Below are 25,609 nucleotides of genomic sequence, written 5' to 3' on the forward strand. Positions count from 1 at the left end.
GTCGAACTAGCCGCCCGTTTCGGCGCTGATGATATCGCCGAACAGCTCCCACTGGCCTTTCTTGAAACGCCACATCTTGAGCTGCTCGATCGGCGCGAAGTCGGTGGGCGAGGTGTTGATCTTGATCCCCGGGATCAGGGTGTCGGGGACGAAGTCCTTGAGGCTCGCTGCCTGCTTCATCACGTTCTCACGGGTCAGATTGTCACCCGACTGCTTCAGCACCTGCACCATGGTCTGGGCTGCGGCATAGGCGTAAACCAGATTGGCGTCCGAGATATTCGCGCCGGGCATGTACTTGTCGATGAAGACCATGAATTTTTTCATGCCCTCATCGTCCTTCCACTGCGGATCGGACGCATCCTTCAGATAACCGGCCGACAGCACGCCTTCGGATGCTTCGAGGCCGGCCGGCTTCATCACCGCACCGATGGACACCGAGACATCAGTCATGAGATGCATCGGCTTCCATTCCAGCTCCGCGATCTTCTTGATCGCCTGCGCCGCGAATTTCGGGGTCGCGATGTTGACGAAGACATCGGCGCCGGTGCCCTTGAGCTTGACGATATGGGCGTCGATCGAGGGTTCCGATGTCTCGTAGCTCTCTTCGGCCACGATCAGTTTCGATGCCTTGTCACCGAACACGTCCTTGATGCCGGCAAGGTAGTCCTTGCCGAAATCGTCGTTGGCATAGAAGATCGCGACCTTCGCATCCGGCTTCTCCTTCAGAATGTATTTGGCGAAGATCTGTGCCTCGACGCGGTAGCTGGGCTGGAAGCCCATGGTCCAGGGAAAGTTCTTCGGGTCGTTCCACTTGCTGGCGCCCGTGGCGAGGAACAGCTGCGGCACCTTCTTGGCGTTTTGATATTTCTGCACGGCGGTCTGGGTTGGCGTGCCCAGCGCGTTGAACACCAGGAAGACCTCGTCGCTCTCGATCAGCTTGCGGATCTGCTCGACGGTCTTCGGCGGCGAGTAGCCGTCATCATAGGAGATCCAGGTGATCTTGCGGCCATTGATGCCACCCTGGTCGTTGATCATCTTGAAATAGGCTTCCTCGGTCTTGCCGATGACGCCGTAGGCGGATGCCGGGCCGGAATAGGCCTCGACATTGCCGATCTTGATCTCGGTGTCGGTGACGCCGGTGTCGTACGCTTTTTGCGCATAGGCGGTTTGGGTTGTGAGCAGCGCCAACGCCGTTGCTGCGGCAAGCAGGCTGAGTTTCTTGTTCATGAAAATTCCTTGAGGTTTTTTCTTGGGGTGTTCTTTGGGGTTTCTTCTGGTTTGGAGCAGGCACGTCGAAAAAAGAAAAGCGCCCGCGAGAGGGGCGCTTTGATCAGGCGTTGGCGATTTTTTTGTCGACTTCCGAGGTCACAGAAAATTCCTTGCGTAAGGTCGGCTTGTGGATCTTGCCGGTGGCGTTGCGCGGTAGCGCTTCGACAAAGCGAACTTGGCGCGGACATTTGAAACGCGCGAGATTGGCCGCGCAGTGCGTGAAGACATCGGCTTCGGTCAGCCGCTGGCCGGGCTTGGCCGCGACGATGGCGAGACCAACCTCGCCCCACTGCGGATCGGGAATGCCGATCACGGCGGCTTCCGCGATGGCGTCGAGTTGGTGCAGGACGTTCTCGACTTCGGCCGGATAGACGTTCTCGCCTCCGGAGATGTACATGTCCTTCCAGCGGTCGACGATGTAGTAAAAGCCTTCCTCATCGACGCGTGTCGCGTCGCCCGTGTGCAGCCAGCCGTCGGTGAACGACGTCTTGTTCGCCGCCGGCCTGTTCCAGTAGCCGGGCGTGATGTTCGGTCCCTTGACCCAGAGCTCGCCGAGCTCGCCGACATCGGCGTCGCTGCCATCAGGACGCACGATGCGCACTTCCGTGTGCAGCACCGGTTTGCCGGCGGAGCCGGCTTTCCGCGCAGCATCCTCGCGGTCGAGCACCAGCACGGCCGGCGAGGTCTCGGTCATGCCGTAGCCCTGCTGGAGCGCGACGCCACGCGCCTCCCACACCTTGAGCAGCGGCACCGGCATTGGTGCGCCGCCGACACCGCCGACGATCAGCCGGCCGAGGTCGGTGGTCGCGAAGGCCGGATGCTGGACCATGAACTGGTAGATCGCGGGCACGCCGAAGAACACGTTGATGCCCTGTGCGGGATCGTTGATCAGGCCGAGCGCCGTGCCGGGATCGAAGGCGCGCATGATCATCACGGCACCGCCGGCATGCAGCACCGGATTGGTGTAGCAATTCAGACCGCCGGTGTGGAACAGCGGCAGCACGGTGAGTAGCACCGAGGACGGCCCGATGCAGGCAGGGCCGCCGAGATTGACGCAGTTCCAGAAGGTCATGCCATGGGTGATGGTCGCACCCTTGGGATGACCCGTCGTGCCGGAGGTGTACATGATGGTCGAGACGTCATCGAGGGTGACCTCCTCGATTTTCTCGAGTGGCTTTGCAGCGGTGATGCCGGCCTCATAAGTCCCGCCGGGGCCAAGCAGCAGGCTTGTCTCAATCCCACAGAGCTTCGCCACGGCTAGCGCGGTTTCGGCGAGATCGGTATCGTGGATCATCACCTTCGGGGCGCAATCGCCGGTGATGAACTGGAGCTCGGGAACGGTGAGCCGGGTGTTCAGCGGCACGAAGATCGCACCTAACCGGCCGCAGGCAAACTGCACCTCCAGCGTATCGGTCGTGTTCAGCGCTAGCACCGCGACGCGCTCGCCGCGCGAGACTTTCAGCGTGTGACGCAGAAATGAAGCGAGACGAGAGATACGCGCATCGAGCTGCGCATAGGTGAAGCGGCGCTTGCTCGCGAGATCGACCACCGCAATCTTTCCAGGTGTGCGGCGGCCATGGTGGGCAATCCAGTCATAGTAACGAACGGCCAAAAATTCCTCCCTCGGCGGTCTTGTGCCGACCGCGTCCCTATTGCCATGCACCATGCCCGGCATGGCCCTGGGGCCAGCCGGAGTTTGTGCACCACGTCTTTTTTGATCCGGAGTTGGCGCGCGAGCGGTGAAAATCGTCTTGCGTTGAGTTGCTAGAGTGGGCCTGCTCGTAGCGGGGCCCCGGCCAGCCACTCCGCGCAAGTGAGCCGCCAGGGTTCCGGCCATGGTGGACAAGACGAATCCGCCAGCAAGGCGAGAGTGCAATGATGAGCCCGTTCTATACCGCCGAGCATGACGCCTTTCGCGAGGTGATGCGCCGCTTCGTCGACAAGGAGATTGCGCCCTTCGCCCACGAGTGGGACGAGGCCGGCGAATTTCCCCGCACGCTCTATCGCAAGGCGGCCGAGATCGGGCTCCTGGGGCTTGGATTCCCCGAGGAATATGGCGGGATCGCCGCCGACCAGTTCATGAAGATCGTGGCGAGCCAGGAGCTGGCGCGGGCGGGCGCCGGCGGCATCAGCGCCAGCCTGATGAGCCATACGATCGGTTCGCCGCCGGTCGCGCGGGCTGCGCGCCCCGAGGTCAAGGCGCGCGTGCTGCCTCAGGTGCTCGCGGGCGAGAAGATCTCCGCGCTCGCGATCACCGAGCCAGGCGGTGGCTCTGACGTCGCGGGCCTCCGGACCAAGGCGCGGCGCGACGGCGACCACTACGTCGTGAGTGGCGAGAAGACCTTCATCACCTCGGGTATGCGCGCCGACTATCTGACCGTTGCGGTGCGGACCGGCGGCGAGGGCGCTGGCGGCGTCAGCCTGCTCCTGATCGAGGGGGATACGCCCGGCCTGTCGCGGACCAAGCTGAAGAAGATGGGTTGGTGGGCCTCTGACACCGCGACCCTGCATTTCGACGAGTGCCGCGTACCAGCCGAAAACCTGATCGGCGAGGAAGGCCAGGGCTTCAAGATCATCATGCGGAATTTCAACAGCGAGCGCATGGGCATGGCCGCGGGCTGCACCGCGTTCGCGCGCGTCTGCCTCGACGAAGCGATTGCCTACGCCAAGGAGCGCAAGACCTTTGGCAAGCCGCTGGCGCAGCACCAGGTGATCCGCCACAAGATCGTCGACATGGCGCAGAAGGTCGCCGCATCGCAAGCGATGCTGGAGATGCTGGCCTGGCGGCTGGAGCAGGGCGAAAGCCCGGTCGCCGAAATCTGCATGATGAAGAACCAGGCGACCCAGACCATGGCATTTTGCGCCTCTGAAGCCGTGCAGATTTTTGGCGGCGCAGGCTTCATGCGCGGCATCAAGGCCGAGCGCATCTACCGCGAGGTCAAGGTCAACGCCATCGGCGGCGGCACCGAGGAGATCATGAAGGATCTGGCGTCGCGGCAGATGGGGTTGTGACCGCTTTCTCCGTCATGCCCGGGCTTGTCCCGGGCATCCACGTTCTTGCCAGCGAGTGACGAAGGCGTGGATGGCCGGGACAAGCCCGGCCATGACGAGCACATCAGAGATACCAAGAACTGGGCTAACAAGATGCTGTTTACCGCCGACCACGACGAGATCCGCCGTTCCTTACAAAAATTCATTGCCAACGAGATCAATCCTCATGTCGATGAATGGGAGAAGGCCGACATCTTTCCGGCGCACGAGCTGTTCGGGAAGATGGGCAGCCTCGGCTTTCTCGGGCTGAACAAGCCGGTCGAATTCGGCGGCTCCGGCCTCGACTATTCCTACGCGCTGATGATGGCGGAGGAGCTCGGCGCCATCACCTGCGGCGGAGTGCCGATGGCGATCGGGGTGCAGACCGACATGGCGACGCCCGCGCTGGCACGGTTCGGCTCGGACGAGGTACGGCGCGAATTTCTGGCGCCCTCGATCTCCGGCGACTATGTGGCCTGCATCGGCGTCTCCGAGCCGGGCGCCGGCTCGGACGTGGCCTCGATCAAGACCAATGCGCGCTCGGACGGCGACGATTACGTCATCGATGGCGGCAAGATGTGGATTACCAACGGCACTCAGGCCGACTGGATCTGCCTGCTCGCCAATACCGGCGACGGACCCGTTCACCGCAACAAGTCGCTGATCTGCGTTCCCATGAAGACCAAGGGCGTCACTGTCGCGCGAAAGCTCGACAAGATGGGCATGCGCTCGTCGGATACCGCGCAAATCTTCTTTGACAATGTCCGCGTGCCCAAGCGCAACCGGATCGGCGTGGAGGGCAAGGGCTTTACCTACCAGATGGTCCAGTTCCAGGAGGAGCGCCTCTGGGGCGCGGCGGCCTGCCTGAAGGCGCATGAATACATCATCAACGAGACCGTCGAATACACCCGCAACCGAAAAGCCTTCGGGAAGGCGATCCTCGACAACCAGGTCGTTCACTTCAAGCTGGCCGAGATGCAGACCGAGGTCGAGCTGTTGCGCGCGCTGATCTACCGCGCCGGCGAGGCGCTGGTGGCGGGCGAGGATGTCACAAAGCTTGCGACCATGGCCAAGCTGAAGGCCGGGCGACTCGGCCGCGAACTTACCGACGCCTGCTTGCAATATTGGGGCGGAATGGGCTTTACCAACGAGACGCCGGTCAGCCGTGCCTATCGCGACAGCCGCCTGACATCAATTGGCGGCGGCGCCGACGAGGTCATGCTGATGGTCCTGTGCAAGATGATGGGCACGCTGCCCGGCAGCACTAAAGTTTGAGCATGATCTTTTCGGAAAACCGCTGCACACTTTTTCGGATCATGCTCTAGGGGAAATGCCTGATGATCACGCTCTATCACTGCGACGCCGCGCGCTCCTTTCGTCCGCTCTGGATGCTGGAGGAAATGGGGTTGCCCTACGAGCTCAAGATGCTGCCGTTCCCGCCGCGGGTCTTCGCCAAGGAATATCTCGGCATCAATCCGCTCGGCACGATTCCCTTCATGGTTGATGGCGAGACCAAGATGACGGAATCGTCTGGCATCTGCCACTATCTCGGCGTCAAGCATGGACCGACGCCACTGATGGTTGGGCCGGAAGATCCCGCCTATGGCGCGTTCCTGAACTGGATGTATTTCAGCGACGCCACGTTAACCTTCCCGCAGACGCTGGTGCTCCGATACACCCAGCTCGAGCCGGAAGAGCGCCGCAATCCGCAGGTCGCCGGCGACTATGCCAAATGGTTCTTAGGGAGGCTGCGCGCCGTCGAGGCAGCCACCGCAAATACCGAGGCCTTGTGCGCCGGCCGCTTCACTGCCGCCGACATCGTGATCGGCTACGCGCTCCGCCTCGCCGATAATATCGGGCTGGCCAAGGATTTTGGGCCAAATGTCGCGGCCTATTGGGCGCGCTTGCAGCAGCGGGATGGTTTCAAGCGCGCGGTTGCTGCGGAGCAACAGGCCGGCGTCGAGCAGAACGTGGCGCCAAGGGTGAGGGCTTAGTGGTCGTCCCGGCGAAGGCCGGGACCCATACCCCCAGGGAGATATTTTGCGAGGATTGGTCGTTCGGGATTAGCGCCACCCACATCGATAGACCTCGCGGTATGGGTCCCGGCCTTCGCCGGGACGACCAGAAGAGTTCCGGACACGGCTGATCGCCATCCCGGAATGACACTTCTTTGCGCTCCATGACAGCGCTATCCCGCCGTGACAGCGCCCAGATTTCCGCTAAGGTGACCTCCGTCCGCAGCGGCCAAAGAGCCGCGCGAGGAGGATCCCAATGGAAGATAACGGTCGCGAATCCGACCATTTGATGCTGATCACGCCGGAGCGGGTATTCTATGCCGGCCTGCTCGGCCGCCCCCGCAAGCGGACGCCCGGCTGCTGCCATGTCTATGTCGCGGTGAAGGGCAGCCTGCATCTGACGATCGATGACGCCCTCGCCACCGGCGAGCTGTTCGTCACCCTGCCGAATCAGCGGCATTCCATTGCCAGCGACTACCGCACTGCAATCAGCGTGACGCTGGAGCCGGAGAGCATGCCTGATGGCGTGATCGAGGTCCTGGCCGAGCGGCTCACCGGGCCCGACAGTGCCGTCTATGCCCGCAAGATCCTCGCCGCCTACACGCTGTTGCGCGAGCGCCGCTACGGCGACATCACCACCGCCGAATTCGACGAGATGTGTTTTGGCGAGGCGCTGCCGCGCCGCGTGCTCGACCCCCGCGTGACCCGTGCGGTCGCCCGGATCGGCCGCTTCACGGGTGAGCCCGTGACAGCGGACACATGTGCTGCGGACGCCGGACTTTCCGCTTCGCGTTTCCTGCATCTGTTCAAGGAAGAGACCGGCATCTCGTTCCGCTCCTTCCGCGCCTGGAAGCGCGCGCGTCACTTGCTGCACTTCGCCAACCAGGACCTCAACCTCGCCCATCTTGCGCAGGACATCGGCTATCCCGATTCCACCCATTTCAGCCACTCGATCCGCCGCTTCTACGGCTTGAAGCCGCGCGCGATCTTCGTCGGCTCGCGGGATCTTGCGATTTATCGCAGCAGCGAGACGGTCAGGCTTGCGGAGGCGGGCTAGGATCGCTCTCGTCGTCTTTCGTAGGGTGGGTTAGCGAAGCGTAACCCACCACGTCTGCCTCCGCGGAAGCTAAAGAGGAGGGTTACGCCAGCGGACTGCGCTTCGCGCAGCCGTAGGGCTAACCCACCCTACGGCATCTCGTTTTCCAGCTTCTCCGCGCAAGAAGCCGCATGCCGCCCATCACATGATCGCAAACGTTGAATTATCAACGTGCGAGACATTCAAGGCATGAGCGACAAGGCCGTCATCACCTGCGCGCTGAACGGCGTGCTCACCGACCCGAAGCAGCACAACGTGCCTGTGACGCCCGAGCAGATGGCGCGCGAGGCCAAGGCTGCGTTCGATGCCGGCGCGTCCATCATGCACATCCATCTGCGCCAGCAGGCGCCGGACAAGGGGCATCTGCCGTCCTGGGAGGTCAGCGTCAGCAAGGAAATCCAGCAGGCGATCCGCGAAGCCTGCCCCGGCGTGATCATCAACCACACCTCCGGCGTCTCCGGGCCGAACTACAGCGGTGCGCTGGATTGCATCCGCGAGACCAGGCCTGAGATCGCCGCCTGCAATGCCGGCTCGCTGAACTATTTGAAGGTGAAGGCCGACAACAGCTGGGCCTGGCCGCCGATGATGTTCGACAATGCGGTCGAGAAGGTGAAGGACTATCTCGACGTCATGAACGCGGTCGGCACCATCCCCGAATTCGAATGTTTTGACGTCGGCATCGTCCGCTGCGTCGGCATGTACCGCCAGGTCGGCATGTACAAGGGCCCGCTCGAATATAACTTCGTGATGGGCGTCGCCTCCGGCATGCCGTCCGATCCCGACCTGCTGCCGATCCTGATCAAGCTGAAACGCCCCGAAGCGCATTTTCAGGTCACCGCGATCGGCCGCGAAGAGATCTGGCCGCTGCATCAGCGTTGCGCCGAGCTCGGCGGTCACCTGCGCACCGGTCTCGAAGATGCCTTCTATCTCGCCGACGGCAAGAAGGTGACGTCGAACGGCCAGCTGATCGAGGCCATCGCCGCCTGTGCCCGCCGTGCCGGCCGCGAGATCGCGAGCCCGGCGGAAGCGCGCAAGATTTTTGGGACGAACAGGTAGGTACTGCCCCAGCCGTCATTGCGAGCGAAGCGAAGCAATCCAGAATCTCTCCGCGGATGCAGACTGGATTGCTTCGTCGCTTTGCTCCTCGCAATGACGAACAGGATCAAATTATGTCCATTCTCGAAAACACCATTTCCCCCGGCAGTGCCGCCTATCACGCCAATCGCGACGGCATGCTTGGCCTGATCGACCGCATGCGCGCGCTGGAAGAGCGCACGCGCGCGGCTTCGGCGGCTGCGAAAGACCGCTTCCACAAGCGCGGCCAGTTGCTGCCGCGCGAGCGCGTTGCGCTGGTGCTTGATCCCGGCGCGCCCTTCATCGAGCTGTCGACGCTCGCCGGCTACATGTTCGACGTGCCGGACGCGAACAAGAGCGTGCCCGGCGGCGGCGTCATCGCCGGCATCGGCTTCGTCTCGGGCATCCGCTGCATGATCAGCGCCAACGATTCCGGCATCGATGCCGGCGCGCTTCAGCCCTACGGTCTCGACAAGACACTGCGGGTGCAGGAGCTCGCGCTGGAGAACAAGCTGCCTTACGTCCAGCTCGTCGAAAGCGCCGGCGCCAATCTCCTGCGTTACCGCGTCGAAGACTTCGTCCGTGGCGGCAACATCTTTCGCAATCTCGCGCGGCTCTCGGCCGCAGGGCTGCCCGTCGTCACCGTGACGCATGGCTCGTCGACCGCCGGCGGCGCCTATCAGACCGGTCTGTCCGACTACATCGTCATGGTCCGTGGCCGCACCCGCGCCTTCCTCGCCGGGCCGCCGCTGCTGAAGGCCGCGACCGGCGAGATCGCGACCGAGGAGGAGCTTGGCGGCGCCGAGATGCACACGCAGGTTTCCGGCCTCGGCGACTATCTCGCCGAGGATGACCGCGACGCCCTGCGCATCGCGCGCGAGATCATGGCGGCGCTGGAATGGCAGCGGCCGGTCAGGGCGGCGTCGGAATTCAAGCCGCCGCGCTACGACCAGGATGAGCTGCTCGGCATCATGCCGATGGACCACAAGCGCTCCGTGGACATGAAGCAGGTGATCGCGCGCATCGTCGACGATTCCGATTTCACCGAGATGGCGCCGAACTACGGCCCCGCCACCGTCTGCGGCCATGCCCGCATCGAGAGTCAGGCCATCGGCATCATCACCAACAACGGCCCACTCGATCCTGCCGGTGCCAACAAGGCGACGCATTTCATCCAGGCTTGCTGCCAGACCCGCACGCCGATCCTCTATCTGAACAACACCACCGGCTACATGGTCGGCAAGGCCTATGAGGAGGCCGGCATGATCAAGCACGGCTCCAAGATGATCCAGGCGGTGACGTCTGCGACGGTGCCGCAGATCACCATCTATTGCGGTGCCTCGTTCGGCGCCGGCAACTACGGCATGTGCGGGCGCGGCTTCCATCCGCGCTTCTGCTTCTCCTGGCCCAACGCCAAGACTGCCGTGATGGGCGGCGAGCAGGCCGCCGAGACCATGGCGATCGTGACCGAGGCCGCTGCCGCGCGTCGCGGCAAACCGGTCGAAAAGGACAAGCTGGACGCCATGAAGGCGCAGATCGTCGGCGTGTTCGACGGCCAGATGGACGTGTTCTCGACCAGCGCGCGCGTGCTCGATGATGGCGTGATCGATCCGCGCGACACCCGCGCGGTGCTGTCGGAAGTGCTCGCGGTCTGCCGTGAGGGCGATGCGCGCACGCCCCAGCGCATGCAGTTTTCAGTGGCTCGCCCATGAGGAACGGATCAGTGCAGCACCGGCCGTTCTTCAAGGTCTTGATCGCCAATCGCGGCGAGATCGCGCTACGCGTGATGCGCAGTGCGCGGGAGCTCGGCCTCGGTGTCATCGCGGTCTATTCGGATGCGGATCGCGACGCGCTTCATGTGCAACAGGCCGACCAGGCCGTGCGCATCGGCGAAGCGCTGCCGGCGCAATCCTACCTCAACATCGCCGCGATCATTGCGGCCGCAAAGGCCAGCGGCGCGGATGCCGTGCATCCCGGCTATGGCTTCCTCGCCGAAAACGAGGAGTTTGCGCAAGCCTGCAAGGATGCCGGCCTCGTTTTCATTGGCCCGTCGCCGCAGGCGATCGAGACAATGGGCCACAAGGCCGGTGCCAAGGAGATCATGAAAAAGGCCGGCGTGCCCGTCGTGCCCGGCTATCAGGGGGCCGATCAGGGTGATGAGGTCATGCTCGCGGAGGCCAGAAAGATCGGCTTCCCCGTGATGATCAAGGCGGTCGCCGGCGGCGGTGGACGCGGCATGCGGCTCGTGTCGGATGCCAATTCGTTCCCCGACGCACTGCGTAGCGCGCGGTCCGAGGCGAAGGCGGCCTTTGGCGATCCGACGGTGATCCTCGAACGCGCCATCCAGAATCCCCGTCACATCGAGATTCAGGTGTTCGGCGACAGCCATGGCAACGCCATCCATCTCGGCGAGCGCGATTGCTCGGTGCAGCGACGGCACCAGAAGCTGATCGAGGAGGCGCCGTCGCCCGCGGTGACGCCGGAACTGCGCGCGAAAATGGGCGAGGTCGCGGTCGCCGCCGTGAAGGCGCTGCGTTACGAGGGCGCCGGCACGCTGGAATTCCTGCTCGATTCGAGCGGCGAGTTCTACTTCATGGAAATGAACACGCGGCTCCAGGTCGAGCATCCCGTGACCGAGGCGATCACCGGGCTTGATCTCGTCGAACTGCAGCTGCGCGTCGCGCGCGGCGAGCCATTGCCGGTGAAACAGCAGGACATCCGCTTCACAGGCCACGCCATCGAGGTGCGACTGTGCTCCGAGGATGCTGCGCATGATTTCATGCCGCAGTCCGGGCGCATGGCGCGCTGGCAGGTGCCGGATGGCATCCGCGTCGAGCATGCGCTGCAATCGGGCTCGGAGATTCCGCCGTTCTACGATTCCATGATCGCCAAAGTGATCAGCCATGGCGCGACACGCGAGGAGGCGAGGGCGCGGCTGATCGTCGGCCTGGAGCAGCTCACCGCTTTCGGCGTCACCACCAACCAGGCGTTCCTGATGGCGTGCCTGCGTCATTCCGGCTTCGCCAAAGGCGAGGCGACCACGGCGTTCATTGGCGCGCATCGCGACGAGTTGCTGGCGCCGCGCGCGGACGCCGCATCCAATATGGCTTTGGCCGGCCTGCTGCTCTACGTCACGAACCCGCAGGCACCGTCGTGGCGTCGTGGACGGAGCCTCGCGGCAACGTTCCCGCTGCCGGCGAAGATCGAGATCGCGGGCCACGGGTATGAGCCCGAAGTCTGGCGCGAACGCGATGGCAGCTACACCGTTGCCATCGACGGCCGGGAGGACAAGTTCGAGATCGACCAGCTCGATTTCGACGCGATCCGCTTCCGCCACGACGATGTGATGGACGGCGCCAAATTCCTGCGCGACGACGACCGGCTCTACCTCCAGCACCGCGGCATCCCACTCGCTGTCACTGATCTCACGCTGGCGGCGCCGAAGGCGGCTGCGAGCAATGGTGGCGACGGCAAGGTTCGCGCCGCCATGAACGGCCGCGTCGTTGCCGTCCTGGTCAAGCCAGGCGACCACGTCACCGCCGGCCAGCCGGTGCTGACGCTGGAAGCGATGAAGATGGAGCACGTCCATAAGGCCGGCATCGACGGCGTCGTCGCCGCGATCGACGTTGCCGAGGGCGAGCAGGTGACGACGGGCAGGGTCGTGGCCGAGATCGGGGCGGATTAGCGCACCCCGAACTCAACTCGTCGTCCCGGCGAAGGCCGGGACCCATACTCCCAGGCAGCGGAGCCGAGCAGGTAACTCCGAGTCGTCGCCAAACTCGATCCTGTGGTTATGGGTCCCGGCCTTCGCCGGGACGACATGAGAGCGACTGGCCTCGCCCCGTCCCCTCGTTCAGCAAACACGCCACCTGGTGCCCGTCGCCCGCCTCCATCAACGCCGGCCGCTCTGTCCTGCATCGCTCCATCGCAAACCGGCATCGCGTGTGAAACGCACAGCCCGGCGGCGGATTGACCGGGCTCGGCACGTCGCCGTCAACCAGCGGCGCGAGCTTCTTCGCAAGCGGGTTCGCAACCGGCACCGAGGCGAGCAGGGCTTGCGTATAGGGATGGCGTGGATTGCGGAACAGCTCGTCCTTGTCGGCGATCTCGACGATGCGGCCGAGATACATCACGGCGACGCGGTGACTGATATGGGCGACCACCGCGAGGTCATGCGCGATGAAGAGATAGGAGAAGCCGTGCTCGCGTTGCAGGTCGATCAGGAGGTTGATCACCTGCGCCTGGATCGAGACGTCGAGCGCGGAGACCGGCTCGTCGCAGACGATCAGGCGGGGCCCGAGCGCCAGCGCGCGGGCGATGCAGATGCGCTGACGCTGGCCGCCGGAGAATTGGTGCGGGAAGTTGCGCATCTGGTCGGGTCGCAGGCCCACCTGCTCGAACAGTTTTGCTGTGCGCGCTTCCAGCGCCTTGCCGGTCGCGAGCCCATGGACTGCCAGCGGCTCGCCGACGATGTCGCCCGCTGTCATCCGCGGATTGAGCGAGGCGAACGGATCCTGGAACACGATCTGCATCGAGCGGCGATGCGGACGCAGCGCGGACTTGGAGAGATGCGTGATGTCTTCGCCTTCGAGGCGGATCTGGCCCGAGGTCGGCTCGACCAACCGCAGCACGCTGCGCGCCACAGTCGACTTGCCGCAGCCGGATTCGCCGACGAGGCCCAGCGTCTCGCCGACCCCAACCGAAAATGAGACGCCGTCGACCGCATGCACGGTGCCGACCTGGCGGCGCAATACGCCAGCGCGCACCGGATAATGCTTGATGAGGTCGGTGACCTCGAGCAGCGCCCCGGTCATGCCACTTCCTCCACCACGTCCGCCGCCCGCCAGCACGCGGCGAGGTGGCCGCCACCCCAGTCCTGCAATGGCGGGTAGTCGTCCAAGCAGCGCTTGATCGCGAGCTTGCAGCGCGGCGCGAAGGCGCAGCCCTTCGGCAGCCGCACCAGCGACGGCACTGTGCCGGGAATCTCGTTCAGCCGCGCCTGCGCGGCGAGACCGGACGCCGGCACCGCCGGGATCGAGGCCATCAGCCCGCGCGTATAGGGGTGCTTTGGAGCAGCGAACAGCGCCTCCACGGTCGCCTCCTCGACCTTTTTCCCCGCATACATCACGATCACGCGTTGGGCAGTCTGGGCGACGACGCCGAGATCATGGGTGATCAGAACGAGCCCGGTGCCGAGCTCCTTTTGCAGGTCGAGGATCAAGGCCAGAATCTGCGCCTGGATGGTGACATCCAGCGCGGTGGTCGGCTCGTCGGCGATCAGGAGCGCCGGCCGGCAGGCCAGGGCCATCGCGATCATGGCGCGCTGGCGCATGCCGCCGGACAATTGGTGCGGATATTCCCGGGCGCGCCGCGCAGGCTCGGGAATGCGTACCAGCCGCAGCATCTCGACCGCGATGTCCTGTGCCTCCCTGGTCGACACGGTCCGGTGCAGCCGCACGGCCTCGCTGATCTGAGCGCCGATCCGCATCACCGGATTGAGCGAGGTCATCGGCTCCTGGAAGATCATGGAGATGCGATCCCCCCGGATCGCACGCATCTGCGCTTCATCGAGCGACAGAAGGTCGGTGCCTTCGAGGCAGACTGTCCCGCCCACGATCCGGCCGGGCGGATCCGGCACGAGCCGCATCAGCGACAGCGCGGTCACGCTCTTGCCGCAGCCGGATTCGCCGACGATCGCCAGCGTCTCGCCGCGGTGGACGCTGAAGGACAAATCGTCAACGGCCTTGAAGAGACCGGAGTTGGTGAAGAACACCGTCTTCAGGTTCTTCACATCGAGCACGAGATCGGATTTATCAGCCATCAGCCGCGCTGCCGGGGATCGAGGATGTCGCGCAGGGCGTCACCGAACAGATTGGCGCCGAACACCGCGAGGCTGATGGCGATGCCCGGGAAGATCACCAGCCATGGCGCCGTGCGGACATATTCGGCGGCGGATTCCGAGAGCATGCGGCCCCAGGACGGATAAGGCTCGGGAATGCCGAGGCCGAGGAAAGACAGCGAGGCTTCGGTCAGGATGGTCGAGCCGAGCTGCGCGGTCGCAAGCACGATCAGCGGCGCCAGCGTGTTCGGCAGCACGTGACGCAGCGCGATACGCACCTCGCTCATGCCGATCGACTTGGCGGCCTCGATGAATGGCAGTTCGCGCAGCGCCAGCGTGTTGGCGCGGATCACGCGCGACACAGTCGGGATCAGCGGAATGGCGATCGCAATGATGACGTTCGGCAAGGACGGCCCAAGCGCTGCGGTCATGATCAAGGCCAGCACCAGCAGTGGCAGCGCCTGGAGGACGTCGGAGACGCGCTGGAATACGAGATCGACCCAGCCGGAGAGATAGCCCGAGGTCAATCCGACGATCACGCCGATGCTGCCGCCGAGCGCCGTGGAGCCGATCCCGACCGCCAGCGAGATCCGCGCGCCGTGGATGATGCGGCTGAAGACATCGCGGCCGAAGGAATCCGTGCCCATCCAGTGTGTCAGGCTTGGGCGCGCCAGCGCCCGGGTGGCGTCAATCGTCAGCGGATCGTAACGCGCGATGAAGTCGGCGAAGATCGCGGTGAACACGAACAGGGTCATGATGACGAGCCCGGCCGCACCCAGCACATGCCGCTGCGCCATAAACAGCACGCGTCGCCAGCCGCCGGTCGCGTGCGCCCCGGCGCGCCTCAGTTCAACGTCATAGTCGATCGCAGCCAACAAGCTCTCCTAATCCGTGTACCGGATACGCGGGTCGAACACGGCGTACAGCATGTCGACGATGAAATTCGCGCTCACCACGACGATGGCAATCAGCATCACCAGGTTCTGCACGATCGGATAGTCGCGCCAGCGAATCGCCTCGACCAGGAAGCGCGCGACGCCGGGGATGTTGAACACGGTCTCGGTGACAATGAGGCCGCCGATCAGGAACGCTGCCTCGATGCCGATCACGGTGATGACGGGCAAAATCGCGTTCTTCAGCGCATGCTGATAGTTCACGGCGGCGTCCGACGCGCCCTTGGCACGCGCGGTGCGGATATAGTCCTGCCGCAGCACCTCCAGCATCGAGGAGCGGGTGATGCGCATGGTCAGCGCGGCGCTGCGGAAGCCGACGGCGGCGGCGGGCACGGCGTAGGTCGCAAACGCTTCCAGCCAGGTCTGTGGATTGGGATTGAAGATCGGCATCTGGTTGAACATCGCCACCGAGGCGGTGAGGATGAGCAGACCGAGCCAGAACGAGGGCAGCGACAATCCGCTCAGGCTGACGATGCGCAGCGCGTAGTCGAGCCGCGTGCCCTGCTTCACCGCGCTGATGACGCCCAAGGGAATGCCGATCGACGCCGAGAACAACAGCGCCAGGCCGGCGAGCCGCGCCGTGATCGGGATTCGCGGGAGGATCTCCTGAAGTGCAGGCTTCTCCGAGACATAGGAGTAACCAAAGTCGCCGCGTAGAAAACCGCTGATCCAGTGCCAATATTGCACCACCAGCGGCTGGTCGATGCCGAGCTCTTTTTCCAGACTGGCCTTGTCGGCGGGGTCGACATAGCCGGCGGCGGCAAACAGGATATCGACGATGTTGCCGGGGACGATGCGCAGCAGGAAGAAGATGACGATCGAGATCCCGAACAGGGTCACGAGCATCAGCAACAGGCGCCGCACTAGATAGGCAAACATGCATCGCCTCCCGTCGAACCCGTCAGCCGCCTGCGCTACTTGTCCATCCAGACATCCTCGTACCGGTATCCGTTATAGGAACTGTTGGACATCACCGTCACGCCCTTGACGTAAGGTTGCCAGCAGCTGCCGGTGCGTGCGTGGAAAATGATCGGGCGGGCGACATCTTCCTGCAACTTCTTGTCGATGTCCCACACCAGCTTCTTGCGCTTGTTGAGGTCGGTCTCCTGGGACTGCACGTCGAACAGCTTTTCGATCTCCTTGTTGCAGTAATTGGTGTAGTTGCGCTCGGAGCCGCAGGAATAGTTCTCGTAGAAGGATTGGTCGGGATCGTCGACGGCGTTGCCGGTCAAATTGAGCCCGAGCATGTAGTCCTTGCGCGCGATCTTCGGGAACCAGTTCGCGGTCTCGACCACGTCGAGCTCGCCGTCGATATAGATGCTCTTGAGCTGGTCGATCAGGATCACGGCGGGATCGCGATAGACCGGGATGTTGCGGGTCGAGACCTTGACGGCGAGATGCTTATCCGGTCCGTAGCCGGCCTTTTGCATCAGCTTCTTGGCTTCCTCGCGGTTGGCGTTGATGTCGGGGCCGTAGCCCGGAATGCTCTCGAGCATCTCCTTCGGCATGCCCCACAGCCCGTTCGGCGGCGGCAGCAGGGTGCCGCCGACGTCGCCCTGACCCTCGAACATGATCGAGATGAAGGCCTTGCGGTCCAGCGACAGCGCCATGGCGCGGCGGATATCGATATTGTCGAACGGCGGCGCGGACGAATTGACGATGATGTTGGTGGCGACATTGTTGGGTTCGACCACGCAAACCGCGTTCGGCGCCTGCGATTTGACGTCCTTCAGGAGCGGGATGCTCACCTCGGTCGGGAAGGCCATGTCGAACTTGCCGGCGACGAAGGCGAGGATGGCGGTCGAGCGGTTCGGGATGATGGTGAACTCGATGCCGTCGAGATAGGGCCGGCCCTTGCGCCAATAGTCGGGATTGCGGGTCAGCTTGATCGATTCATTGGCCTTGAACTCGACGAACTTGAACGGGCCTGTGCCGATCGGGTGCGTGCGCATGTCGCCGGGCGAGACGTGACAGGGATAGACCGGTGTGTAGCCCGAGGCGAGCAGCGCCAGCAGCGAAGGCTGCGGCCGCTTCAAGTTGAAGGAGACCTCGAGATCGCCGTTGGTGGAGACGTCGTTGACCTGTTCGTACCAGGTCTTGCGCGGGTTCTGCCGGAACTTCTGCTGCGACTTGCCCATCAGCATGTCGAAGGTGCATTTGACGTCCGCCGAGGTGAACGGCTTGCCGTCGTGCCACTTCACGCCCGCGCGCAGCTTGAAGGTCAGTGTCTTGTTGTCGTTGACCCAGGCCCAGCTCTCGGCGAGCTCGGGCACGATCGTGTCCATGCTGTTCTGCGCCACGTCCTGCTTGTAGATGACGAGGTTGTTGAACACCGGCATGAAGGGAACATTGAGCGAGTAGGTCGCTCCTTCGTGGATCGAGGCATTGCCGGGACTGTCGCGGTGATACATCCGCAAAATGCCGCCCTGCTTGGGCTCGCCGGCAAGTGCAATGGTCGAAAACGCAAGCAAAGATAGCGCCGCCGTCGCGGCGAGCGCCCGTACGCTCCGCATCCTCGTCCTCCCTGGACATTAGTCTTTTGGGCCTTTTGCGGCCTGTTTGAGGGGACGATAGCGACGCGTGCGCGGCGAGGCAACCGGCAAGGGCAGTGATGCTCTCGACAATTCGGATGACGGAAGGACACAGTCTCCAGTGTCGTCCCGGCGAAGGCCGGGACCCCTACCGCGTGATTTATCGATTTTGGTAGGTTGGAGTACCGAACGTCTGGTCTTCGCCAAACTACTCCCTGGGGTTATGGGTCCCGGCCTTCGCCGGGACGACACCGAGTTTGTGGCTACCCCTCACACAATCCTGGACGCCTTGTTCCCCCAATAGCGGTCCCTTAACAGTCGCTTGTACAGCTTCCCCGTCGGCAGCCGCGGCAACTCCTTCTCGAAATCGACCGAGCGCGGCACCTTTTGCCGCGACAGCGACGCCCCGCAGAAGGCGATCAGCTCTTCGGCGAGCGCCTCGCCCGGCACGATGCCGGGCATCGGCTGCACCACCGCCTTCACCTCTTCACCGAGGTCGGGATTAGGCACGCCGAACACCGCGGCGTCCGCGACCTTCGGATGGGTGATCAACAAATTCTCGCACTCCTGCGGATAGATGTTCACGCCGCCGGAGATGATCATGAAGGTCGCGCGGTCCGTTAAATAGAGGAAGCGATCCTCGTCGACATAGCCGACGTCGCCGACCGTGCTCATGCTGCCGTCGGCCGATCGCGCTTCCTTGGTCTTCTCCGGGTCGTTGAAATATTCGAACGGCGAGGCCGTCTTGAACCAGACCTGTCCCGGCGTGCCGGCGGGGCATGGCTTCATATTCTCGTCGAGAATATGAAGGTCGCCGAGCAGCACCTTGCCGACGGTGCCACGATGGGCCAGCCATTCCGCGCTGTCGCAGGCGGTGAAGCCAAGGCCTTCGGTTGCGCCGTAATATTCGTGGATGATCGGTCCCCACCATTTGATGATGTCGTCCTTCACCAGGGCCGGGCAGGGCGCGGCGGCATGGATCGCGATCTCGATCGAGGAGAGGTCGTAGTGCTTTCGCACCTCCTCCGGCAGCTTGAGCATGCGTGAGAACATCGTCGGCACAAGCTGGGTGTGGGTGACGCCCCACCGCTCGACGAGCTGGAGGTAACGTTCGGGATCAAACGTCTCCATGATGATCGCGGTGCCGCCCATCCGGATCGTCAGGTTGACCGCGGCCTGCGGCGCGGAGTGATAGAGCGGCGCGGGCGACAGATAGATCATGCCCTCGCGGTAGTGCCAGAGCTTTGTCAGGAAGTCGAAAAGCGGCAGATTGTGCTTCGGCGGCTCCTCCGGCAGCGGCCGGATAATGCCCTTCGGCCGTCCCGTCGTGCCCGATGAATACAGCATGGCGGTGCCGAGCCATTCATCCGGGATTGGTGTCTTCGGAAGATCGGCGGTCACCTCAGTGAGGCCGACAATGCGCTCGCTCTCGCCGGGACCGTCGGCGACGATGCACAGCTTGATATCGCGGCAGGCCTGGATTGCCTCGCGGGCGATATTGAGCTTCGCAACCGACGTGATCAGGATTTTCGACTGGCTGTTGACCAGGAGATAAGCGAGCTCGCCCGGCGTCAGGAACGAGTTGATGCAGGTGTAGTACAGCCCGGAGCGCTCGCCCGCGCCACAGGCTTCGAGGTAGCGCGAATTGTTCTCCATGAAGATCGAGTAGTGGTCGAGCCGCTTCAATCCGTGCTTGCGGAACAGGTGCGCCAGCCGGTTGCTGCGCGCATCGAGCTCGCGATAGGTGACGGCCTCGCCGGTCGCTGCCATGATGAAGGCGGGCTGGAGCGGGCGCAGGCGGGCATGCTGACCTGGGTACATCGGTCCTCCGGCTTTAGATCATGCGGCAAGAAGCAGGATTTCGCGCAACTGCGCGGGGCCGTCGATCTTGCGCGGGTTGCGCGGGATCCAGTTCGTGCGCATCGCAGCTTCCGCGATGGCGTCGAAATGCTCCGGCGAGACGCGGACATCAGCGAGGCTGCGCGGCATGCCGAGCGAGCGGATGAAGGCATCCAGCACATCGGCCGCCATGAGGCCGGGAAAGCCCATCGCGGCCGCGACGGTCATCTGGCGCTCGGCATTGTCGCGCGCATTCCAGCGCATCACGGCCGGCAGCATGATGCAGGAGGTGTAGCCATGCGGTACGTCGAAGGCTGCGCCCAGCACGTAACCGATGCCGTGGCTCGCCCCCATCGGCACGCCGGCGGCGAGCGCGCCCATCGACAGCCAGGTGCCGATCTGCGCATCCATTCGCGCGTCGAGGTCGGACGGGTCTGCCTTCACCCGCGGCAGCGCGTCAGCGAGCATCGCGAGGCCCTTCACCGACTGTGCGTCGGCATAGGGGTGCGTCTCGCGCGAGCAGATCGCCTCGACGCAATGATCGATGGCGCGGATGCCGGTCGAGAGGAACAGCCATTCCGGCGTGTGCACGGTGATGGCGGGATCGAGGATGGTCGCGCGCGGCACCGTGAGCGGATGCCGTAGCATCTGTTTCACATGGGTGGTGCGGTCGGTGACGCCCGCGATCGAGCTGAACTCACCGCCGGCGATCGTGGTCGGGACGCTGATCTGACGCACGGTCGGCGCCGTCATCTCGGGCGCGACGCCCTTGTGCACGCGGATACGCTCGATGCCGTCGACGTCGTCGATGCCGTTAGCAAGGCAGAGCTGCACCGCCTTGGCGCCGTCGGTGATCGAGCCGCCGCCCACGGTGACGATCAGGTCGGCGCCCGCTTCACGTGCAGCATTGGTGGCGGCGATCACCGCCTCGCGGGGTGAGTGCGCCGGCATGGCGTCGAACAGGCCGGCGCAACGCGTGCCGAGTGCCTGTTTGATCTTCGCGATTTCGTCGGTCTGCCGGTTGAGTGTGCCCGAGACCATCAGGAAGGCGCGGCGCGTCCCCAGCCGGTCCATCTGCGCGACCACGGCCTCGGCCGCGGGGTGACCGAACACGACTTCCTCGATCGCGCCGTAAACGACACGTCCCTGGTGCACGCCTGTTCTCCCCGGACAATTCGTCTTGTTTTTGTTGGGGGTAGTCTAACCGCGCTGGCGGCATTCGTCATGCGCGAAGACGCTGGCCGAGAGGTCGTCATGCCCGGGCTTGTCCCGGGCATCCACGTTCTTTGCGCCACGGGGCAAAGCGTGGATGGCCGGGACAAGCCCGGCCGAAGAAGGACCTGTCAACCCATCATCCGGCTAGGGTATCTCGCCGAGCATTACCCGCGCTTTGGTCTTGAAGAGTTCATCATTGCGACCCATCTTGTGTCGCCCGCGGGTAGGCGCGTACCCTGCTATTTCCGCCGTTTTGATGCGAGGACCTGGGATGAGTGGACCGGACGGAAGCGAGCAATTTGTTAAAAAGCACGATTTCGTTTCGCCTCGACCTCGCGCGATCGCCGGGCTTCTCGTCGCGGCATTCGCTCTCGCAGGCTGCGGCCAGCCGACCTCGCAAGCGGGCGCTCCGCCGCCCGCGCCGGTAACCGTCGCCCAGCCGGTCAAGCGCACCGTCACCGATTGGGACGAGTTCACCGGCCGCTTCGAGGCGGTCGAGGAGGTGCAGGTGCGCCCCCGCGTTGGCGGCTTCGTCAACTCCGTCGAGTTCCAGGATGGCGCGATCGTGCATCAGGGCGACCTGCTTTACGTCATCGACCCGCGTCCGTTCGAGGCGGTGGCCGAGCAGGCGGACGGCCAATTGTCCGACGCGCGTGCCAAGGTGGAGCTTGCCAAGCGCGAGCTCGACCGCGGCCTGAGCCTGGTCCAGACCAGCGCGGTCTCCGAGCAGGCCGTCGACCAGCGCCGGCAGGCCTTGCAGGCCGCGCACGCCGCGGAGACGCAGGCCGCAGGCGCTCTGAAGGCCGCCCGGCTCAATATCGAATTCACGCATGTGACCGCGCCGATCACCGGCCGGGTCAGCCGGCATCTCGTCAGCCCCGGCAATCTGGTGCAGGGCAGCGACAACGGCTCGTCGACGCTGCTGACCTCGATCGTGACGCTCGATCCGATCTACGTCTATTTCGACATGGATGAGGCGACCTTCATCAAATACAGCAAGCTGTGGTTCGAAGGTCGCCGCCCGAGCTCGCGCGATACGGCGAACCCGGTACAGGTCACGCTGGCGGGTGAGACGAAGGCGTCGCACGAGGGTACCATCAATTTCCTCGACAACCGCCTCGACGTCTCGACCGGCACGCTGCGCAGCCGCGCCGTGGTCAAGAACACGGATCTCTCGATCCTGCCTGGTCAGTTCGGCCGCGTTCGGCTGATCGGCAGCGCGCCCTATGAGGCGCTCCTGATTCCGGACGTCGCGGTCGCGACCGACCAGTCGCGCAAGATCGTGTTCGTGGTGAAGCCGGACGATACTGTCGAGGCGCGTCCGGTGACGCTGGGGCCGCTCGATGACGGCCTGCGCGTGATCCGCGAGGGGCTGAAGGCGGAGGACCGCGTTATCGTCAACGGCATCCAGCGCGCCCGTGTCGGTGCCAAGGTCGCCCCGCAGACTGCGCCAGCCCCGGCCGGTGGCAAGCCGGGTGACAAGTCATGAATCTCGGCCGTCTCTCCATCAACCAGCCCATCCTGGCCATGGTGCTGTCGATCGTGCTGCTGATCGTCGGCGCGCTCGCCTATACCACGCTGCCTGTCTCCGAATATCCGCAAGTGGTGCCGCCGACCGTCGTCGTCACCACGCAATATCCCGGCGCCTCCGCGCAGACCGTATCCGACACGGTTGCAGCTCCCATCGAGCAGCAGATCAACGGCGTCGAGGACATGCTGTATCTCTACAGCCAGGCGACCTCGAACGGCCAGCTCACCATCACCGTGACCTTCAAGCTCGGCACCGACCTCGACAAGGCCCAGGTGCTGGTGCAGAACCGCGTCGCGATCGCGCAGCCGCAATTGCCGGACGAAGTCCAGCGCAACGGCGTCGTCACCCGCAAGAACTCGCCCGACATCCTGATGGTCGTGTTCATGCTGTCGCCCGACGACACCTTCGACCAGCTCTACATTTCCAACTACGCGCTGCTCCAGGTCCGCGACCAGCTGCTGCGCATCGACGGCGTCGGCGACATCCAGATCTTTGGCGCACGCGATTATTCGATGCGGCTGTGGCTCGATCCCGACCGGATCGCCAATCTCGGCCTGACTTCGGCCGAAGTGCTCGCCGCGATCCGTGCGCAGAACGTGCAGATCGCGGGTGGCCAGATCGCCGAACCGCCGATCGCCGACCGCGCCTTCCAGCCGAACCTCACCTTCACCGGGCGTTTGAAAGACCAGAAGCAGTTCGAGGACATCCTGATCAAGGCCGGCTCCGACGGCCGCACGGTGCGCCTGCGCGACGTCGCCCGTATCGAGCTCGGTGCGCTGGCGTACTCCACCAACAGCTTCCTGCTGCGCAAATCGGCGGTCGCGATGCTGGTGACGCAGCGGCCGGGATCGAACGCGCTCGCGACGGCAAAAAGCATCTCCGACACGATGACGAAGCTCAAGGAGAGCTTTCCGAAAGGCCTCGACTACAATATCGGTTACAACCCGACCGAGTTCATCGCGCAGTCCGTCCACGAGCTGATCAAGACCATCTACGAGGCCATGCTGCTCGTGGTCATCGTGGTGCTGGTGTTTTTGCAGGGATGGCGACCCGCGATCATTCCGATCATCGCGATCCCGGTCTCGCTGGTCGGCACGTTTGCGGTGATGGCGGCGCTCGGCTTCTCCATCAACAATCTCACGCTGTTCGGTCTCGTGCTCGCCGTCGGCATCGTGGTCGACGACGCCATCGTGGTGGTGGAGAACGTTGAGCGCCATCTCGAGCACGGCCTGAGCCGGCGCGATGCTGCGCTCAAGACCATGGAAGAGGTCGGCGGCGCGCTGGTCTCGATCGCGCTGGTGCTGTGCGCGGTGTTCGTTCCGACTGCATTCATCGGTGGCATTTCTGGGCAGTTTTTCCAGCAATTTGCCGTCACCATTGCGGTCGCGACCGCAATCTCCTGCTTCTGCTCGCTGACGCTGTCGCCGGCGCTGGCTTCGCAGATCCTCACGCCGCATGAGGAAAAGCGGCCGCCGGCAAGCTGGAACGTGATTGCACGCGGCTGGAACGCCTTCACCGGCGTGTTCAATCGCGTGTTCGATCGGCTGGCGCACGGCTATGCCGGCCTCGCCAATTTCGTGATCCGGCACTCGGTGGTGATGATCCTGATCTATGTCGTGCTGATCGGCAGCGCCGGCTGGCTGATCGCGACCACGCCGCAGGGCTTCATTCCGGCGCAGGACCGCGGCTACGTCATCATCTCCGTGCAATTGCCGGGCGCGGCTTCGCTGGCGCGCACCACCGAGGTCGTGCGCGAGATCGAGCGGATTTCGCTGGATACGCCGGGCATCATCCGCGTCGCCGCCTTCGCCGGCTTCTCCGGCGCGACCCGTACGCAAGCGGGCAATGCTGCGGCGCTGTTCCCGGTGTTCGACGAGCCTGAGGCGCGGATCAAGAAGGGGCTGTCTGCGAACGCCATCACGGTCGAGCTGCGCAAGCGCCTGGCCGCGATCCAGGGCGCGTTCATCATCGTCATTCCGCCGCCGGCCGTGCCCGGCATCGGCACCGGCGGCGGCTTCACCATCCGCATCCAGGACCGCCAGGGCCGCGGGCCGGAGCTGCTCGCCGCGGCTACCGACGAGCTTGTCGCCGCGGCGCGCAAATCGCCCTCGTTGCTCGCTCCCACGGTGTTCTCGCCGTTCTCGGCCAATACGCCGCAGCTCTTCGTCGACATCGACCGCACCAAGGCGCAGAAGCTCGGCGTTCCCATCGCCAACATCAACGACACGATCCAGACCTATTTCGGATCGACCTATGTCAACGACTTCAACCTGTTCGGCCGTACCTATCACGTCACCGCACAGGCAGACTTCCCGTTCCGAAAGGAGCCGACCGATCTGTCGCGTCTGCGCACGCGCAACGCTTCCGGCGACATGGTGATGCTCGGCAGCGTGGTCGAGTTCAAGGACGTCTCGGGCCCCGACCGGGTCGCGCGCTACAATCTCTATGCGGCGTCCGAGTTGCAGGGCGAGCCGGCGCCGGGCACCAGCTCGACCACCGCGCTCAACACCATCAAGAAACTCGCGGACGACACCCTGCCGAGCGGCTTTACCTTCGAATGGACGGACCTGTCCTACCAGCAGATCACTGGCGGCAATGCGGGTCTCTACGTGTTCCCGATCTGCGTGCTGTTCGTCTATCTCGTGCTCGCCGCGCAATATGGCAGCTGGACCCTGCCGTTCGCGGTGATCCTGATCGTGCCAATGTGCCTGCTCGCCGCCACCATCGGCGTGCGCATCATGGGGCAGGACGTCAACATCCTCACCCAGATCGGCTTTGTCGTGCTGGTGGGATTGGCGGCGAAGAACGCGATCCTGATCGTCGAGTTCGCCCGCGACATCGAGAACGAAGGCAAGCCGCGGCTTGAGGCCGTGATCGACGCTTGCCGCTTGCGCCTGCGGCCGATCCTGATGACGTCCTTCGCCTTCATCCTCGGCGTGCTGCCGCTGGTGATATCGTCCGGCTCGGGCTCGGAGATGCGGCAGGCTGTCGGCGTCGCCGTGTTCTTCGGCATGATCGGCGTCACCCTGTTCGGGCTGTTGTTCACGCCGATCTTCTACGTGGTGGTGAGGAATCTGGCGGAGGGGAAGAACGACGGGAAGCCGAAAACGGTGGGCTGATTGGTTCTTGGTGCCCGCGCTGCCAGAACAATCACAGTGTCGTCCCGGCCCAGTGCGCAATTGCGCACTAGGCCGGGACGACGATGTAGGGCCGCCCT

At 64.1% G+C, this 25,609-nt stretch carries 18 protein-coding genes; 9 read left to right on the forward strand and 9 right to left on the reverse strand.

Translation table 11 applies throughout. From position 1 onward, the window contains the following. Positions 1 to 6: 6 nt before the first annotated feature. Complete coding sequence (locus JQ591_RS07085; protein WP_211395293.1) at positions 7 to 1,227, reverse strand: ABC transporter substrate-binding protein; 1,221 nt, start codon at positions 1,225 to 1,227, stop codon at positions 7 to 9. 103 nt (positions 1,228 to 1,330) lie between these two features. Next, the gene (locus tag JQ591_RS07090; RefSeq protein WP_211395294.1) at positions 1,331 to 2,881 is read right to left on the reverse strand and encodes an acyl-CoA synthetase; all 1,551 of its coding nucleotides are present in this window, start codon (positions 2,879 to 2,881) and stop codon (positions 1,331 to 1,333) included. A gap of 263 nt (positions 2,882 to 3,144) precedes the next feature. Here JQ591_RS07090 and JQ591_RS07095 point away from each other — a divergent pair, with 263 nt between their 5' ends. The 7 genes from JQ591_RS07095 (at position 3,145) to JQ591_RS07125 (ending at position 12,169) form a co-directional block, all read left to right on the forward strand. Continuing rightward, entirely contained in the window at positions 3,145 to 4,281 is a 1,137-nt protein-coding gene (locus tag JQ591_RS07095) for an acyl-CoA dehydrogenase family protein (RefSeq protein WP_211395295.1), read from the forward strand. A gap of 132 nt (positions 4,282 to 4,413) precedes the next feature. Further along, on the forward strand, positions 4,414 to 5,574 hold the full coding sequence (locus tag JQ591_RS07100; protein WP_211395603.1) for an acyl-CoA dehydrogenase family protein: 1,161 nt from the start codon (positions 4,414 to 4,416) through the stop codon (positions 5,572 to 5,574). A 62-nt stretch (positions 5,575 to 5,636) separates the two neighbouring features. Then, positions 5,637 to 6,293: a glutathione S-transferase family protein gene (locus tag JQ591_RS07105; RefSeq protein ID WP_211395296.1), complete on the forward strand. Its 657-nt coding sequence runs from the start codon at positions 5,637 to 5,639 to the stop codon at positions 6,291 to 6,293. 277 nt (positions 6,294 to 6,570) lie between these two features. Continuing rightward, positions 6,571 to 7,371: a helix-turn-helix domain-containing protein gene (locus JQ591_RS07110; protein ID WP_211395297.1), complete on the forward strand. Its 801-nt coding sequence runs from the start codon at positions 6,571 to 6,573 to the stop codon at positions 7,369 to 7,371. Between the two features lie 228 nt (positions 7,372 to 7,599). Then, the gene (locus JQ591_RS07115) at positions 7,600 to 8,466 is read left to right on the forward strand and encodes a 3-keto-5-aminohexanoate cleavage protein (RefSeq protein WP_211395298.1); all 867 of its coding nucleotides are present in this window, start codon (positions 7,600 to 7,602) and stop codon (positions 8,464 to 8,466) included. Positions 8,467 to 8,579: 113 nt separating this feature from the next. Beyond that, positions 8,580 to 10,196, forward strand: a complete 1,617-nt coding sequence (locus tag JQ591_RS07120) for an acyl-CoA carboxylase subunit beta (protein ID WP_211395299.1) — start codon at positions 8,580 to 8,582, stop codon at positions 10,194 to 10,196. Continuing rightward, the gene (locus tag JQ591_RS07125) at positions 10,193 to 12,169 is read left to right on the forward strand and encodes an acetyl-CoA carboxylase biotin carboxylase subunit (RefSeq protein ID WP_211395300.1); all 1,977 of its coding nucleotides are present in this window, start codon (positions 10,193 to 10,195) and stop codon (positions 12,167 to 12,169) included. Before JQ591_RS07120 ends, JQ591_RS07125 begins: the two co-directional genes overlap by 4 nt. 106 nt (positions 12,170 to 12,275) lie before the next feature. Here JQ591_RS07125 and JQ591_RS07130 read toward each other — a convergent pair whose 3' ends face one another. The 7 genes from JQ591_RS07130 to JQ591_RS07160 form a co-directional block, all read right to left on the reverse strand. Then, complete coding sequence (locus tag JQ591_RS07130) at positions 12,276 to 13,298, reverse strand: ABC transporter ATP-binding protein (RefSeq protein WP_211395301.1); 1,023 nt, start codon at positions 13,296 to 13,298, stop codon at positions 12,276 to 12,278. Continuing rightward, entirely contained in the window at positions 13,295 to 14,305 is a 1,011-nt protein-coding gene (locus JQ591_RS07135) for an ABC transporter ATP-binding protein (RefSeq protein WP_211395302.1), read from the reverse strand. The genes JQ591_RS07130 and JQ591_RS07135 overlap by 4 nt, the downstream gene beginning before the upstream one ends. Further along, positions 14,305 to 15,198, reverse strand: a complete 894-nt coding sequence (locus JQ591_RS07140) for an ABC transporter permease (RefSeq protein WP_211395303.1) — start codon at positions 15,196 to 15,198, stop codon at positions 14,305 to 14,307. Before JQ591_RS07140 ends, JQ591_RS07135 begins: the two co-directional genes overlap by 1 nt. 9 nt (positions 15,199 to 15,207) lie before the next feature. After that, a complete protein-coding gene (locus JQ591_RS07145; RefSeq protein ID WP_211395304.1) occupies positions 15,208 to 16,155 on the reverse strand; it encodes an ABC transporter permease in 948 nt (315 codons plus the stop codon). A gap of 35 nt (positions 16,156 to 16,190) precedes the next feature. Further along, positions 16,191 to 17,789, reverse strand: coding sequence for an ABC transporter substrate-binding protein (locus JQ591_RS07150; protein WP_211395305.1), 1,599 nt, complete (start codon positions 17,787 to 17,789; stop codon positions 16,191 to 16,193). Positions 17,790 to 18,077: 288 nt separating this feature from the next. After that, on the reverse strand, positions 18,078 to 19,628 hold the full coding sequence (locus tag JQ591_RS07155; protein ID WP_211395306.1) for an AMP-binding protein: 1,551 nt from the start codon (positions 19,626 to 19,628) through the stop codon (positions 18,078 to 18,080). An 18-nt stretch (positions 19,629 to 19,646) separates the two neighbouring features. Next, positions 19,647 to 20,801, reverse strand: a complete 1,155-nt coding sequence (locus JQ591_RS07160; RefSeq protein WP_211395307.1) for an iron-containing alcohol dehydrogenase — start codon at positions 20,799 to 20,801, stop codon at positions 19,647 to 19,649. Between the two features lie 331 nt (positions 20,802 to 21,132). Here JQ591_RS07160 and JQ591_RS07165 point away from each other — a divergent pair, with 331 nt between their 5' ends. Beyond that, entirely contained in the window at positions 21,133 to 22,350 is a 1,218-nt protein-coding gene (locus JQ591_RS07165; RefSeq protein ID WP_211395308.1) for an efflux RND transporter periplasmic adaptor subunit, read from the forward strand. Then, positions 22,347 to 25,511: an efflux RND transporter permease subunit gene (locus JQ591_RS07170; RefSeq protein WP_211395309.1), complete on the forward strand. Its 3,165-nt coding sequence runs from the start codon at positions 22,347 to 22,349 to the stop codon at positions 25,509 to 25,511. The genes JQ591_RS07165 and JQ591_RS07170 overlap by 4 nt, the downstream gene beginning before the upstream one ends. The last annotated feature ends 98 nt before the right edge of the window (positions 25,512 to 25,609 follow it).

The sequence above is a fragment of the Bradyrhizobium canariense genome (assembly GCF_018130465.1).
Taxonomy (GTDB): domain Bacteria; phylum Pseudomonadota; class Alphaproteobacteria; order Rhizobiales; family Xanthobacteraceae; genus Bradyrhizobium; species Bradyrhizobium canariense_C.

Bases quoted from the DNA above. Each gene is read 5' to 3' on its own strand.
- JQ591_RS07085 (WP_211395293.1), bottom strand. From the start codon at position 1,227: ATGAACAAGAAACTCAGCCTGCTTGCCGCAGCAACGGCGTTGGCGCTG.
- JQ591_RS07095 (WP_211395295.1), top strand. From the start codon at position 3,145: ATGATGAGCCCGTTCTATACCGCCGAGCATGACGCCTTTCGCGAGGTG.
- JQ591_RS07110 (WP_211395297.1), top strand. From the start codon at position 6,571: ATGGAAGATAACGGTCGCGAATCCGACCATTTGATGCTGATCACGCCG.
- JQ591_RS07125 (WP_211395300.1), top strand. From the start codon at position 10,193: ATGAGGAACGGATCAGTGCAGCACCGGCCGTTCTTCAAGGTCTTGATC.
- JQ591_RS07115 (WP_211395298.1), top strand. From the start codon at position 7,600: ATGAGCGACAAGGCCGTCATCACCTGCGCGCTGAACGGCGTGCTCACC.
- JQ591_RS07130 (WP_211395301.1), bottom strand. From the start codon at position 13,298: ATGACCGGGGCGCTGCTCGAGGTCACCGACCTCATCAAGCATTATCCG.
- JQ591_RS07145 (WP_211395304.1), bottom strand. From the start codon at position 16,155: ATGTTTGCCTATCTAGTGCGGCGCCTGTTGCTGATGCTCGTGACCCTG.
- JQ591_RS07105 (WP_211395296.1), top strand. From the start codon at position 5,637: ATGATCACGCTCTATCACTGCGACGCCGCGCGCTCCTTTCGTCCGCTC.
- JQ591_RS07135 (WP_211395302.1), bottom strand. From the start codon at position 14,305: ATGGCTGATAAATCCGATCTCGTGCTCGATGTGAAGAACCTGAAGACG.
- JQ591_RS07150 (WP_211395305.1), bottom strand. From the start codon at position 17,789: ATGCGGAGCGTACGGGCGCTCGCCGCGACGGCGGCGCTATCTTTGCTT.
- JQ591_RS07165 (WP_211395308.1), top strand. From the start codon at position 21,133: ATGAGTGGACCGGACGGAAGCGAGCAATTTGTTAAAAAGCACGATTTC.
- JQ591_RS07155 (WP_211395306.1), bottom strand. From the start codon at position 19,628: ATGTACCCAGGTCAGCATGCCCGCCTGCGCCCGCTCCAGCCCGCCTTC.
- JQ591_RS07120 (WP_211395299.1), top strand. From the start codon at position 8,580: ATGTCCATTCTCGAAAACACCATTTCCCCCGGCAGTGCCGCCTATCAC.
- JQ591_RS07170 (WP_211395309.1), top strand. From the start codon at position 22,347: ATGAATCTCGGCCGTCTCTCCATCAACCAGCCCATCCTGGCCATGGTG.
- JQ591_RS07100 (WP_211395603.1), top strand. From the start codon at position 4,414: ATGCTGTTTACCGCCGACCACGACGAGATCCGCCGTTCCTTACAAAAA.